The following is a 13,139-nucleotide window of genomic DNA, read 5'->3' as shown; positions in this document are numbered from 1 at the left end:
CCGCCGGCGCGACACGTTTTGTCGCCACGCCCGCCTATGCTGTTTTCTTCACAACGTTGAAGGGAACCGATGTCCGACATGCGCTGGTATCTTCCGCTTGAACAATGCCGCAGCCTGGACCAGATCCGCCGGCACTGGCCAACACTGCTCGAAGCGAACGACAGCCTGCCGGACACCCAGCCACAGCGTTACCAGGACGCACTGCTGGCCTTCATCGGCCTGTCGGCACTGTCGCCGCACCTGAAGCTGGCCACGCTGCTGGCCTGCGTCGCCAGCACCGACTTCGACCTGCGCCTGGCATTGGGCGCGCTCGACGACGCGGTGCGCGCCGACCGCGCGCTGTGGCCGGGCTCCGTGGACGCAGCGGTCGGAGGCCTCGGCCCGGCGATGCAGGTGGCAAGCCAGGAAGACTGGCTGGGCGCCTTCGTGGTCGGGCGCCTGGCCGGCCTGCGCGACGCGATGGCGCTCGACGGCGCCGGCGTGGCAGTGTGGCGCGCGGCGTTCTGGAACCGCTTCCTGGCGCTGGCGAAGCGGCGCGGCTGCGCCGAAGCGATGCAGTTGGCGCTCGGGCATGGCGCCGAGCCACGCGCCGGGCACGATTCCGTACCTCGGAGCGGGCCGGCGCGCCTGACGCTGGTGAAATGAGCGTCAGTACGGCGCCTGGCCGGCGGGCGTGCTCGCCAGCCGCACCTCGACGCGGTGATCGCGCCGGTCGCCCGCCAGCGTGACGGTGCCGTCCGCACAGGGCTGGCCGTCCAGCAGCACCTCGTCCTGCGCGGCGCCGCCGTGCACCACGATCTCGTAGAAGGCGCCGTGATGGCGGTAGCGCAGGCGCAGGCCGTCCCAGCCTGGTGCCAGGCGTGGCCGCAGTTGCAGCTGGGATCCATTGCGCTGCACGCCCAGCAGTCCCTCGACCAATGCCAGCCAGTTCCATGCCGGCGCCGCCGTGAAGGCGTCGCCGATGGCGCGGCCCGCAGCCGGCGCGATGGTGCGTATGCCCGCGCTCATGAAGTATGGCGGTGCGGCGTAGCGGGCGCCATCCTGCGGCGTGCCGCTGCGCGCCAGCGGATCGAGCATGCGCGCCAGGCGCCACGCCTGCTCCGGGTCGCCGCTGCGGGCGAAGCCCTGCGCCGCCAGCGCCAGCGCGCGGTGGTCCTGGCCGGGCCAGGCCGCGACCCGTTCGGCCCAGTGGCCGTCGACCGGCGGCTCGCACAGCGCCACCGCGCCGTGCGCCTCGTCGGCCAGGCGCCGCGTCGCCGCCTGTAGCGCGTCGGCGCCGCGCGGGGCGCCGGCCAGCACCGCCCAGCCCTGGGTCATCAGGTCGACCCGGCAGGCCGGATTGGCGGCGGCGCCGAGCACGTTGCCGTTTTCGAGATAGCACCAGCGGTACCACTCGCCGTCCCAGCCGTGTTCCTCGCATTGCGCGCCGAGCGCCAGCGCGGCGCCGCGGCAGGTGGTGGCGAAGCCGAAGTCGCCGCGGCGGTCGGCCAGCTCGGCGAAGCGCTGCAGCGTCGCGGTCATGAAGAAGGCCAGGCGCACGCTTTCTCCCTGTCCGCCCGGCGTCTCGTCGTGCAGGATCGCCGCCGCCGGCGGCAGGCCGCGCGTGCCGAAGCGCAGGCTGCCGCGCAGGCCGTGCACGCAGTGCAGGTACAGGTCGTCGGCGGCATCCAGCTGCGTGGCCGCATCTGCCGCGCCGCCGGCGAACGGCAGTTCGGCCGGCAGGGCCAGGTCGCCGGTCGCGGCCACGTAGCGCGTCAGCGCCAACGGCAGCCACAGGAAGTCTTCGATGGCCGGGTCGCTCGATGCGAACTCGCGCGCCGCGCGCAGGAGTTCGGCGCGCAGCAGTTCGGGACGCGCGTGCAGCAGCGCCAGCGCCGACTGCAATCGCGTGGCGGGGCAGCGTTCGCCCATCATCGCAGTCCAGGCCTGGTAAGGCAGCCAACCGTTCAGGCGCAGGTCGAGTGCGGGATCGGGCGATGCGATGTGGAAGGAGTCGAGCGTGTCGTCCCACCAGGCGCGCAGGCCGCCCCACGCGGCGGCGGCAGCCTGCGCGCCGCCGTATTGCTGCGCCATGCGGCTGGCATCCAGGCTGCCCGGGCCGGCCACGCCGAGCACGAACACCAGCTCGCGCTTCGCGCCCGGCGCCAGCGTGAACGCGCACTGCAGCGTGGCGCATGGATCGTACGCCGCGCCGCTGCTGCCGGACAGGCCGGCGCGCAGCAAGCCGTCGGGCCGCGCCAGGTCGCCGTGGCGGCCGACGAATTCGGCGCGGTCGCAGGTCGAGGCCAGCTGTTCGGCGTCGAGGTGGAAGAACGCGACCTTGTCTTCGAAACCGGCGCCGAAGGCGTTACGGGCCAGCAGCGCGCCGCTGGCCAGATCGGTGGCGGTGACGACCTGCAGGCCGGCGCCGCCGGCCTGGTCGAGCAGCCAGTCGACATGGCCGGTGACCGACAGGCGCCGTGGCGCATCGCTGTCGTTGCGCAGCGTGAGCACGCTGTACTTGAGCGGCGCGTCGGGCGGCACGAAGGTGCGCAGGGTCGAACCGATGCCGTGCGCGCGGTGTTCGAACACGCTGTAGCCGAAGCCGTGGCGCGTCAGGTAGGGTTCGTGCGACGGCGCCGGCCATGGCGTGGGCGACCAGAACGCGCCGCTGTCCTCGTCGCGCAGGTAGAAGGCTTCGCCGCCCTGCGGCGCCAGCGCATCGTCGCCGGGCGTGACGCGCGCGTCGCGCGCGCCGCTCCAGCTGGCGGCGTGGCCGCGTTCCGAGACCGTGCTGCCGAAGGTGGGGTTGGCCAGCACATTGATCCAGGGTGCGGTCGGCGCCGGGATGCCTGCTGCGCTGCGGATCAGGTATTCGCGTCCGTCCGGGCTGAAGCCGCCGATGCCGTTGTCGTGCATCGGGACCGGCGCGGCCTGCTCCTGTACTACCGCGTTCCACGCCGGCGCATCGGACCGCGCGGCGAACGGCGGCGGCAAAGCGGTGTCGCCACGCGCGGCGCGCCGCAGCTGGTCGGCCAGGTCGCCGCCTTCGCTGGCCAGCAGCACGTGGGCGGCGGCGCGCAGCAGGAGGCGGTCTTCCTGCGCCACCTCGGTCAGCAGGTGCAGGTGCAGTCCGCCCGGGCTGTCGAAACTGTCCGGGTCGAGCAGCGGCGCGGCCAGGTGCATCAGTTCTTCGCGCGCGGCGCGGTTCTCGCACAGCACCAGCAGGTCGACCGCGAAGCCGCGGCTGCGCCAGTAGCTGTGCGCCTGCAGCAGCTGCTGCGCCAGCTCGCTGTCGGCGCCTTGCGCCAGCTGCAGCAGCAGGATCGGGCGCTCGGTGCCGACGCCATACGGCGCCAGCGCCGCGGGGCCGCGCACATTGCGCTCGATGACGGCCGGATCGGCGCGCAGCGCCGCCACTGGCGTCAACAGGCAGCCGGCCAGGCGCGTGTACAGCTGCGCTTCGGCCTCGCCCAGCTGCAGGCGGTGCAGGAAGGCCTGGCCGTGGGTCCAGGCGGCTTCGATCGCATGGTCGACCGCGTTGTTGGACACGTGGTTGGCGCCGTAGCGCGCCGCCAGCTCGCGCGCGACGGCGCGGCTGCCGGCGGCGCCCAGCACCAGGTCGGCGATGACTTCCTCGCCCGGCGCCAGCGTCACCGTGCGGCGCAGTGCCAGCAGCGCTTCGTCCGGCTCCGGGTCCAGGCCCGGCAAGGCGCCGCCGGCCCCGATCGCCTGCGGCGCGCGCAGGTCGTGCCCGCGTCCAATGAAGCGCGCGCGGCTGGTTTCAAGACTCGGCTGGCCGCTCACGCCGCGTAGTAGCATGCGGTGCACGATTACCGGCGCGTCCGGCGCGGTCACGCACAGCAGGCTGTCGTTGGCGGCGTCGAATTCGGCGCGGATGCTGCTCCGCGCGCCGGGCATGACTGCGGGGCCGGCCAGCGCCACGCAGCTGGTCAGCTCCAGCGTATGCGCGCTCTTGCCGTGGTTGACGATGCGGATGCGGCGCAGCTCGACGTCGTCGTTCGGCGCCAGCGCCACGTCGGTCCAGGTCTCGATGTCGCCGTCGGTGCGGCGCAGGCTGGCGCGGCCTTCGGCGAACACGGTTTCCCGACGCTCGGGCCTGGCGCCCAGCATGGCATTGGTCCAGCTGCGGCCGCTGGCGACGTCGCGCACATGGCAGATCATGCCGCTCTCGCCGCGCCCGCTGCGCGTGAGCGGCACGTCTTCCCAGCGCGTGACGGCGGCGCCGTCGCTGTCGAGGATCAGGTGCAGGCGGCCGTTCGACAGCAGCTGCACTTCGGGCAGCGCGGATCCGTCGGCGCCGATCACGCGCGCATGCGGCCGCGCCGCGATGCCGTCCACGGCGCGGCCACCGCCGGCACGCAATGGCGCGGCGGCGCCGGACGCCGGCGGCGCTTCCTGCAGCAGGCCGAGCACGGCGCGCAGTTCGGGATCGGCGCAGAAGCGGCGCTGCATCGGCTCGCCCAGCAGGTGCCGGGCCAGCGCCAGCAGCGTCATCGCCTGGTGCGCTCCCGTATAGGCGCGCACCAGCACCTGGCGCTCGCCTTGCGGCAGGCGCTGCGGCGCATAGTCGATCGCCTCGAGCATGCCGGTCTCGCCCAGCAGGCCGTGGGCCGCCATCCGTTCCAGGTTGCCGGCGGCTAGCGCCGGCGCCACCGACAGGGCCAGCGCGGCGGCATGCGGGGCCGCCACCAGGTCGTCCGGCGCGCCGCGCTGCAGGGCCGCCGCCGGCAGTCCGCCACGCCGCAGGCGGTAGCGCGCCAGTGCGTCGACAGCATTGCACAGCGAGTCCGAAAAGCCCCACAGCACGCCGTGGCGGCGCGCGTGGATCGCCTGCATGCGCACCGCCGCGCGCGCGGCGCCGTCGAGCAGCGTGTCGCGCCACCACGGCATCATCAGTTGCGGTCCGAGGTAGTCGACCAATGCGCCGCGGCGCGACAGCAGCAGCGCCCCGCTGTCGGCCATGCGCAGCGGCCGGCCCAGCGACCACCAATGGCGCTGGTCCAGCTGGTCCTGGGCCACGGCGGCGAAGCTGGCCATGCGCGCATTGGACGCCAGCAGGTCGCAGCTGTCATGCTCCAGGCGTTTGTCGCGCACCAGCCAGCCGGCCGACAGCAGGCCGGTGGCCGGGTCGAGCAGCGCGCCGAAATCGGCCTGCGCCAGCGCACGCGCTTCATGCGCCAGTTCGCCCAGGCGCTGCAGCCGTTCGCGCGCGCAGGCACGGCCGGCCTGCACCAGCTGCGCCAGGCCGGGAGACGCCTGCGCGGGCGGCTCCAGCGCCGCCAGTTCGGCCAGCGTCGGGATCCGCGTCAGGCTGGCGTCGAGTACGTATTCCTGCGCCACGCGCACCCACGGCGCCATGGCGAACAAGTCTTCCAGCTGCGCCGCGCAACCGGCCGACAGGCGCGTGCTCCACGCGGCCAATACCGGATCGGCGTCCGGCGGCAGGTCGGCCGCCAGCTTGTCCGCTTCCTGCGCCACCGCGCGCAGGCAGTCGGCCAGGCCCGGCAGCGTGTCGGTGGCGCGGCAGCGCTCCGGCTGCAGGGCGCGCGCCACCGCGTCCAGCGCCTGGCGCACCGAGGGCGTAGCGCCGGTCGCATGCTGGCGCACCACGTTCAGCGTGTCGCGCACGCCGTCCAGCAGCACCTTGCCGGCGACCGGCTGCGCCGGCAGTTCGTCGAGACCGGCGGCGAAAGTGCGCAGCGCCAGTACCAGGCTGCCGCTGGCAGCGGTATCGACGCGCGCCGGCTCGAGCGGGGCCAGGGTGGCGCCGTCGTAGCCGCCGAACAGGTGACCGTTCCAGCGCTCCAGCAGCGCCATCGACATCAGCGCCTTGTCGCTGCGCTCGATCAGGCCGCCCAAGGGGAGGAAGCCGAAGTCGCGCGCGCCCAGGCCGGCCAGCAGCGACAGGCCCATGGCGTCGGGCGCCAGGCGCTCGTCCAGCGCCGGTTCGGGGTGTTCCAGCACCGCCTGCGGCGCCAGGCCGTGCGCTGCGCCGTCGTGGCGTTCGAAGAAGGCCCAGGTGCGGCGCGCCAGCGCACGCAGGAAGCCGGTCTGGCCGCTCGCCAGGCGCACCCCGCGCCGCGCCGGCTGGCTGGCCCACCACGCCAGTACCGGCGACAGGAACCATACCAGCAGCAGCGGCGCCGCCGCGAACAGGCCATAGGGATTGGCGAAGGTCAGCAGCACTGCAATGGCCACCGCCAGTGAGGGTGCGAACCACATGCTGCGCCAGTTGTTGTCCAGCGCCGCGCTGGAATGCGCCAGCGCCGGCGGACGCAGCTCGAGCAGGCCCTGGCGCGTGACGTTGCGCCGCCATAGCCCGCGCACCAGCGCGTCGCCGGCGTACCAGGCCGCATGCGGCAGGAAGGCAGTGGCCAGCGCCGCGCGCACCAGCGGCACGCGCGCGCCGCGTGCCCAGGCATCCAGGTGCTGGCGCCACGGCGCATCGTGCGGACGGTCGGCCAGCGCCGCCAGCATGCCGATCAGCGCCGGTACGAAGAACACCGCCAGCACCGCGGCGGTCCAGAACGCCGGCGCCGCCAGCGCGCTCCAGCACAGCACCAGCAAGGCGGTCAGCGTGGGCGCCACCAGGCCGGCGCGCAAGCGGTCGAACAGGTGCCACCACTGGCGCGGCGCGCGCAGGGCATCGGGGCCGCGTTCCAGCCGTCGCGTTTCCTGCCACGCGGCGCGCAATGCGCGGTGGCGCCGCAATACGTGTTCGCCGTAGCTGCCGACGTGGCGCGCTTCCAGGCGCAGGTCGCTCACCCGGCCGGCACGCAGGCGGTCTTCTTCGACCAGGCCCGGTTCGGCGCGGCCTTCGTCCTGCAATTCCTCGCCCAGCGCACGGCGCCAGACATCGACGTCGTGGATCGCGGCCCAGCCATGGCCGCCGTCGGCCACCGCGCCGCAGCCGGCGCCGATCGCGGCCCAGGTGCGGGCACCGTCCGACCACAGGCGCGCATAGCGTGCACCGGCGCGTGCCGGCAGCGCCGCCTGCACCGCCACGCGCAGCATGCCGTGGCCCTCGCGCACGCGGCCATCCTCACCCTGCAGCGGTAGGTGCAGCGGATGCGTCATCGCCGCCACCAGGCTGCGCGCGGCGTCGCGCGTGAGCAAGGTGTCGGCGTCGAGCGAGATCACGTAGCGCACCTCGGTCGCGGCGCCGATGTTGCCGGCGGCGAGGAAGAAGCGCTCGCGCGCGCCGCACAGCCAGGCGTTCAGGTCGGCCAGCAGGCCGCGCCGGCGCTCGCGGCCGATCCAGATCCCCGCGCCGGCGTCCAGGCTGCGCGCGCGGACCAGCAGCATGAAGGGTTCGACCCGCTCGCGTGTCGTTTGCGGCGCGCCTTCGGCGTCGACCGTCTCGACGCTGCGCTCATGTCCATATTTGCGGTTCAGGGCCCCGATCGCGGCGCGCGCCGCATCGCACAGCGTGTCGTCGCTCGGCAGATGTTCTTCTTGCGCGTCGGGCAGGTCGGCCAGCAGGCAGAAACGCAGGTGCGGATCGCGGTTGCCGAGGTAGCGTACTTCGAGGTCATCGCACAGGGCCGCGACAGCGCGCGCATCGCTCAGTTGCGCGCACACCGCGACCACCGTGGCGGCGTCGCGCGGGATGCCATCGTCCAGGCGCATGCGCGGCATGGGACGCGGGCGCGTCAGCCAGCCGCTCATCATGCGCACCAGCGCGCGCGCCAGTTCGCCGGCGCCGGGCAGCGCCAGGAGGCCGATCAGCGCCATCAGCGCCAGGCCGGCACCGCCCTGGCGCGCGTGGACCACGATGGCGGCCAGGAAAGCCAGCGTCAAGAGCGCGACCGCGCCGACCTGCAGCGGCAGGCCGCGCATGCGGCGCGCCGGCCGGCTGCCACCCAGCCGCGCCATCAGCGTCTCGCAACCGGGACCGGCCAGGTAGTAGCCGACATGGCGCGTGCGCCCATCCAGGCCACCCTCGCCCGGCGCGCGGTTGACGGCGGCCAGCGCCACCGCCTCGCGCGCCACGTCGATTTCACTGCGCCCTGCGCGGCGCGCCAGGCGTTCCACCGCGCGGCGGTAGTGCGCGCGCGTAGCGGCATCCATGCGCGCATAGCTGCCGTCGGGATCGGTGCGCAGCACCTGTTCGGTCGCGCCCAGCGCTTCGGCCAGCGCGGTCCAGTCGACGCCGCCCAGCAGGCGCAGGCTGGCCAGGCTGTTGCCGGTCGAGACGGCATCCTCGGCCAATTCGGCGCGCTCGCGCTGGGCCAGCTGCGCGATGCCGGCGCCGTCGTCGGCCAGGCGCGCGTCGAGCCACTCGAGCGCCTGGCTCAAGGTCGCGCCGCGGCCCTGCAGGCGGCGCGCCAGTTCGGCCACGAAACCGCTGTCGGCGATCGGCGCGCTGCGCACCATGTCGGCCACCTGCAGCACCAGGTCGCCGGGACGCTCGGCGGCGGTAGCGGCCAGCTGCTGCGCCCAGTGCGCCGCCTGTGCGCGGCCGTCGCAGATGCGCGCGGCGCGCCGCGCCAGCCGGCGCAGGTTGTCGATCAGCGCCATGCGCAGCAGCGCCGGCAGCGCATCGAGTTCGGCAATGTTCAGGGGCGCGCTCTCGCCATAGGCGGCCAGGAAGCGTTCCAGCGAAGCCGGGTCGATGGCGCCGTCGCCATGTGCAACCGCGTCGAGCACCAGGCGCCAGGCGCGCGGTTCGTCGGCGGATTCCAGCCGCGGCAGGCGCGGCGTATCGTGCGCACCGCCGTGCAAGCCGTCGGCCAGCAGCTGGCCGCGCGCCAGGCGTACCTGGGCTTCGATCAGGGGAATGGCATCGAGCAGGCGCTCGGCCGCCGCCGGCAGCGTTACGCCGGCGCGCGTCGCTGCATCCAGTGCGTCGCATGCGTCGTGGATGGCGTCAGCGTTGTTAGCCAGCAGCGCCAGCAGATCGGTGACGCCCGCACCCTGGCGCACCCGGTGACGCACGGCCAGCTGGCGGCCATGGTCGGCCAGTTGCGCGGCGCCGAGCGGCGCGGCGCGCAAGGGGGTATCAAGGCCTGCGGCCGGCGCCGTATCCACGGACGCCCGCTGCGCGGCGGCCATCGGATTGTTCTCAACTTTCAACGGAGCCTCGGAGCTGGAGGCGCGCGCATCTACCGCCAGGGATCGGGCACCCCTTACAGACAACAACTACAGGCGCCAGGGCGTCCGAGGGCGGTTCAGGGCAGGAAACGCTGGGCGCGCGCGGTCAATCCCATGCTAGAGAAAGGACGAGCACCCCACCGTGCGCTGGCGTACACACACCGCCGGTGGCCCGGCGCGAGAACCTCAGCCGGCCAGCGCGAAGCCGCCGGCCAGCGACCAGGCGCGCGGATGGCCCAGGCTGCGCAGGGTGCGCGCCGCACGTGCGCTGCGCGCGCCGCTGCGGCAGACGAACAGCAGCGGGCGGGTGTCGGCGCCAAGCCAGTGAGTGGCATGTTCGGCAAGCCGCGCCAGCGGCACGTTGAGCGCTACCTGTCCGTGCAACGCGACCGGGCCGACCGAAAACTCGCGTGCGCAGCGCACGTCGACCACCAGCGCTTCGGGATGCTCGGCCAGCCAGCGCTGCAGCGCGTCGGCGTCGAGTTCCATTGCTTCGGCCTGCACCGGCGCATGGGCCGATGCCAACGCGCGTTCGCTGGCGCGGCCGCACTGCAGGGCAGCAGCGGCACCGTATTCAGGCAAATCGCCGAAGGCGAAGCGCGGCGCCAGCACGCCATCTTCCAGGCGTCCGAACAGATAGGCGGCGCCGTCGCGCACCAGCGCATCGGCACCGAGCGCGATGGCCGGCAGGCGGCGGCCGTCTTCCAGCCGCGCCTCGATGCCGCTGTCGGGCCAGCCGGCGATGCCGGCGCCGGCATGCGCGCACAGGGCAAAGGTGGCGGCATCGGCACCGCCATCGGGCGCGGTCGACAGCGCGGCCAGCAGGCGGTAGCCGCCGGCGCGCAGCATGGCCGCGCCGCGTTCGGCCAGCGCCACCGGCACGTCGATCGCGATGCAGCTGCGGCTGGCGGGGTCGAACAGCAGCCAGCCGGTGTCGCCCTCGTGCTCGAGCTGGACCAGGCCGGCGCGCTCGCCCGACAAGGCCATTGGTGCCAGCAGTGGCAGCGCCAGCGCCCTGGCGCAGGCTGCGATGCGCGCGCAGGCCAGCTCGATGACGGCATCGTCGACCAGCGGGCCGAACGACATGCGTACCGCCGACGCGCTCTGCCAGCCCGGCACGCCCATCGCATCGAGCACGTGGCTCGGCGCGGCTTTGGCGGCCGAACAGGCCGAACCGGCGCTGACACGCATGCCGGCAGCATCGAACACTTCCAGCACGTCGGCGCTGGACACGCCCGGCACCGAGAAGTTGATGGTGGTCGGCAGCGCGTGCTCGAACGGCGCGTTGAACACCACGCCGGGAAAGGCGTCCTGCAGCGCCGCGGCCAGGCGCGCGCGGCAGGCCAGCAATGCGGCGTGGGTACGGAAGGTGCCGCCCTCTTCCAGCGCGCGCAGCACCGCGCCCAGCGCGGCGATGCCGGCCATGTTCTCGGTGCCCGAACGCTGCCCTTCTTCCTGGCCGCCGCCGCACATCAGCGGCGTGAACGGCGCACCGGCGCGGACGTATAGCATGCCGATGCCCTTCGGCGCATACAGCTTGTGGCCCGAGAACGGCGCGTAGTCGATGCGGCTCGCACTCAGGTTCAGCGGCAGCTTGCCCAGCGCCTGCACGCAGTCGACCATCCACAGCGCCGGGCTGGCGCTATCCTGTAGCGCCGCCGCGATGCCGTCCAGGTCCGACACGACGCCGGTCTCGTTGTTGGCGGCCATGGTGCAGACCAGGACCGCGCGCGGCGCCAGTTCGCGCAGCACGTCGAGGCGGTGGCGGCCGGCGGCGTCGACCGGCAGCGTGCGCAGTTCGAGCCCGGTACCGAGCAGGCGGTTCCAGTGCGCCAGGCTTTCCGGCACCGCCTTGTGTTCGGTGGCGCCGATCAGCACCAGGTCGCCGCAGGCTTCGCCGCGCGCACGTGCTTCATGCACCGCGCACAGCGCCGACAGCACGGCGGTCTGGATGCCTTCGGTGGCGCCGCTGTTGAACATCAGGCGTCCCTCGTCGGCACCCAGCACGCGGCGCGCGCAGGCGCGCACTTCCTCGCGCATTGCGCGCGCGCGCAGGCCGGCCGCGTGGCTGCTGCTCGGATTGCCGAAGCCGTCCGCCATCGCCGCCGCCGCCGCTCGAAAAGCGGCTGGCAGGACAGGAGAAGTGGCGTTCGCGTCGAGGTAGATTTCCGGGTTCATGGTGATGCCAAACTATAAAAAAAGAGGTCGCACAAGATGTTAATGTCCAGTAATATGGTACGAAGTTGCGCCGATCGATACGTTCTAAATTTCCTGATATTCTGTCGGAATGAGGGATGATTATTCTTAAAATTATCAAACGGTAATATGAACTCACTGGACAAGTTTGATTGTGCAATCCTCGCCGCGTTGCAGGCGGATGCCACGCTGTCGATCTCGGGACTGAGCGAAAAAGTGGGCTTGTCCAGTACGCCCTGCTGGAAGCGCGTCAAGCGCCTGGAAGAAGAGGGCTATATCGAAAGCCGGGTCAGCATCGTCAATCGCCAGAAGGTTGGCCTGCCGGTCACCGTGTTCGTCAGCGTGCGCACGGTCGAGCATGATGAAAAATGGCTGGAACGTTTCGCGGCGGCCGTGATCGCGCTGCCCGAGGTGCTCGAATTCCACCGCATGAGCGGCGACGTCGACTACCTGCTGAAGGTGGTCACCACCGACATCGCCGGCTACGACCGCTTCTACAAGAAGCTGATCAAGGCCGCGCGCCTGACCGGCGTCTCGTCGGCCTTTTCGATGGAACAGATCAAGTCGACCACCGCCCTGCCGCTGGAACTGATCTCGCACGGCGTGCCGGGCTGAGACGACGTATCGTTACACCCTGCCCGTTTCGCGGGCCGCATGAATCGTGCGATGATGCGACCGTTGCCATCAACGGAGACCTTTGGGAATGCCATCGAAAATGAACATGGCGCCGCTGGCGCTGGCCGTCGTATCCGCGCTGACTCTTGCTCATGCCACTGCCGCCGAGCAGGTCGTGAAAATCGGCGTCAGCGGCCCGCTGTCGGGTGCCAACGCCTTTGCCGGCAAGGACAATGAAAACGGCGTGCGCCTGGCCGTCGAAGAACTCAACGCACAGAAAATAAAGATCGGCGCAGACGTATTGCGCTTCGAGCTGCGCTCCGAAGACGACGCGGGCGACCCGAAACAGGGCGTCAGCGTGGCCCAGAAGTTCGCCGACGCCGGCGTCAAATTCGTGCTCGGGCCGTACAACTCGGGCGTGGCGATTCCCGCCTCGCGCGTCTACAACAATGCCGGCATCCTGATGTCGACCGTCGGTACCAATCCCAAGATCACCGCCGCCGGCTACCCGACCGTGTTCCGCATCGTTGCCAGCGACACGCAGGTGGGCGGCTCGGTGGCCGGCTACGCGGCCAAGGAACTCAAGGTCAAGAACGTCGGCGTGATCGATGACCGCACCGCCTTCGGCCAGGGCATCGCGATGGAATTCAAGCGCCAGGCGCAGGCAGCCGGCATCAAGGTCGCGGGCCACGAATACACCAACGACAAGGCGACCGACTTCGCCGCCATCCTGACCGCACTGCGCGCCAAGCGCGTCGACGCGATCTTCTTCGGCGGCTACGCGCCGCAGGCCGCGCCGATGGTGCGCCAGATGAAGCAGCTCGGCCTGAACGTGCCGCTGCTCGGCGGCGACACCCTGTGCAGCCCCGAGATGGCCAAGCTGGGCGGCGCCGCGGTCGGCGAGAACGTGCGCTGCGCCCAGGCCGGCGCGATCGTCGCCCAGCAGCCGGGCGGTGCGGCCTTCCTGGCCAACTACAAGAAACGCTTCGGGCGCGAACCGGACGTGTACGCGCCGTCGTTCTACGACCAGACCAAGTTCATCGCGCAGGCGATCCAGAACGCCAGGTCGGTCGACGCGGCCAAGGTCGGCGCGGCGATGCACGCGATCAGCTACCAGGGCGTGGTCGGCACCTACGGCTATGACGCCAAGGGCAACCTCAAGAAAACCGCGGTGACCGTGTACACCTTCAAGAACGGCGCGTTGACGCCGCTGGCCAGCTACTGACAGGACA

General features: G+C 72.1%; 5 protein-coding genes. 3 read left to right on the top strand and 2 right to left on the bottom strand.

The window, feature by feature from the left end:
• Window positions 1–69: 69 nt before the first annotated feature.
• Window positions 70–645 carry a hypothetical protein gene (locus RTQ83_RS13625; protein WP_312515421.1) on the top strand — a complete coding sequence of 192 codons (576 nt, stop codon included), beginning with the start codon at window positions 70–72 and terminating at the stop codon, window positions 643–645.
• Window positions 646–648: 3 nt separating this feature from the next.
• On the opposite strand, the gene RTQ83_RS13620 is transcribed toward RTQ83_RS13625, so the two are convergent.
• Window positions 649–9,078, bottom strand: a complete 8,430-nt coding sequence (locus tag RTQ83_RS13620) for a GH36-type glycosyl hydrolase domain-containing protein (RefSeq protein ID WP_312515418.1) — start codon at window positions 9,076–9,078, stop codon at window positions 649–651.
• Between the two features lie 204 nt (window positions 9,079–9,282).
• Entirely contained in the window at window positions 9,283–11,274 is a 1,992-nt protein-coding gene (locus tag RTQ83_RS13615) for an aminotransferase class V-fold PLP-dependent enzyme (protein WP_312515415.1), read from the bottom strand.
• Window positions 11,275–11,421: 147 nt separating this feature from the next.
• Here RTQ83_RS13615 and RTQ83_RS13610 point away from each other — a divergent pair, with 147 nt between their 5' ends.
• Together RTQ83_RS13610 and RTQ83_RS13605 are read left to right on the top strand one after the other, a co-directional pair.
• A complete protein-coding gene (locus RTQ83_RS13610; protein ID WP_312515412.1) occupies window positions 11,422–11,907 on the top strand; it encodes an Lrp/AsnC family transcriptional regulator in 486 nt (161 codons plus the stop codon).
• Window positions 11,908–11,995: 88 nt separating this feature from the next.
• Window positions 11,996–13,132, top strand: coding sequence for a branched-chain amino acid ABC transporter substrate-binding protein (locus RTQ83_RS13605; RefSeq protein WP_312515409.1), 1,137 nt, complete (start codon window positions 11,996–11,998; stop codon window positions 13,130–13,132).
• Window positions 13,133–13,139: the final 7 nt, after the last annotated feature.

Origin of the sequence: Massilia sp. (assembly GCF_031995545.1) — a bacterium.
Classification (GTDB): Bacteria; Pseudomonadota; Gammaproteobacteria; order Burkholderiales; family Burkholderiaceae_D; genus Telluria.
The sequence above is the reverse complement of the archived record's forward strand: the minus strand, read 5'-3'. Positions and strand labels throughout refer to the sequence as shown.

Bases quoted from the DNA above. Each gene is read 5' to 3' on its own strand.
- RTQ83_RS13625 (WP_312515421.1), top strand. From the start codon at position 70: ATGTCCGACATGCGCTGGTATCTTCCGCTTGAACAATGCCGCAGCCTG.
- RTQ83_RS13615 (WP_312515415.1), bottom strand. From the start codon at position 11,274: ATGAACCCGGAAATCTACCTCGACGCGAACGCCACTTCTCCTGTCCTG.
- RTQ83_RS13610 (WP_312515412.1), top strand. From the start codon at position 11,422: ATGAACTCACTGGACAAGTTTGATTGTGCAATCCTCGCCGCGTTGCAG.
- RTQ83_RS13605 (WP_312515409.1), top strand. From the start codon at position 11,996: ATGCCATCGAAAATGAACATGGCGCCGCTGGCGCTGGCCGTCGTATCC.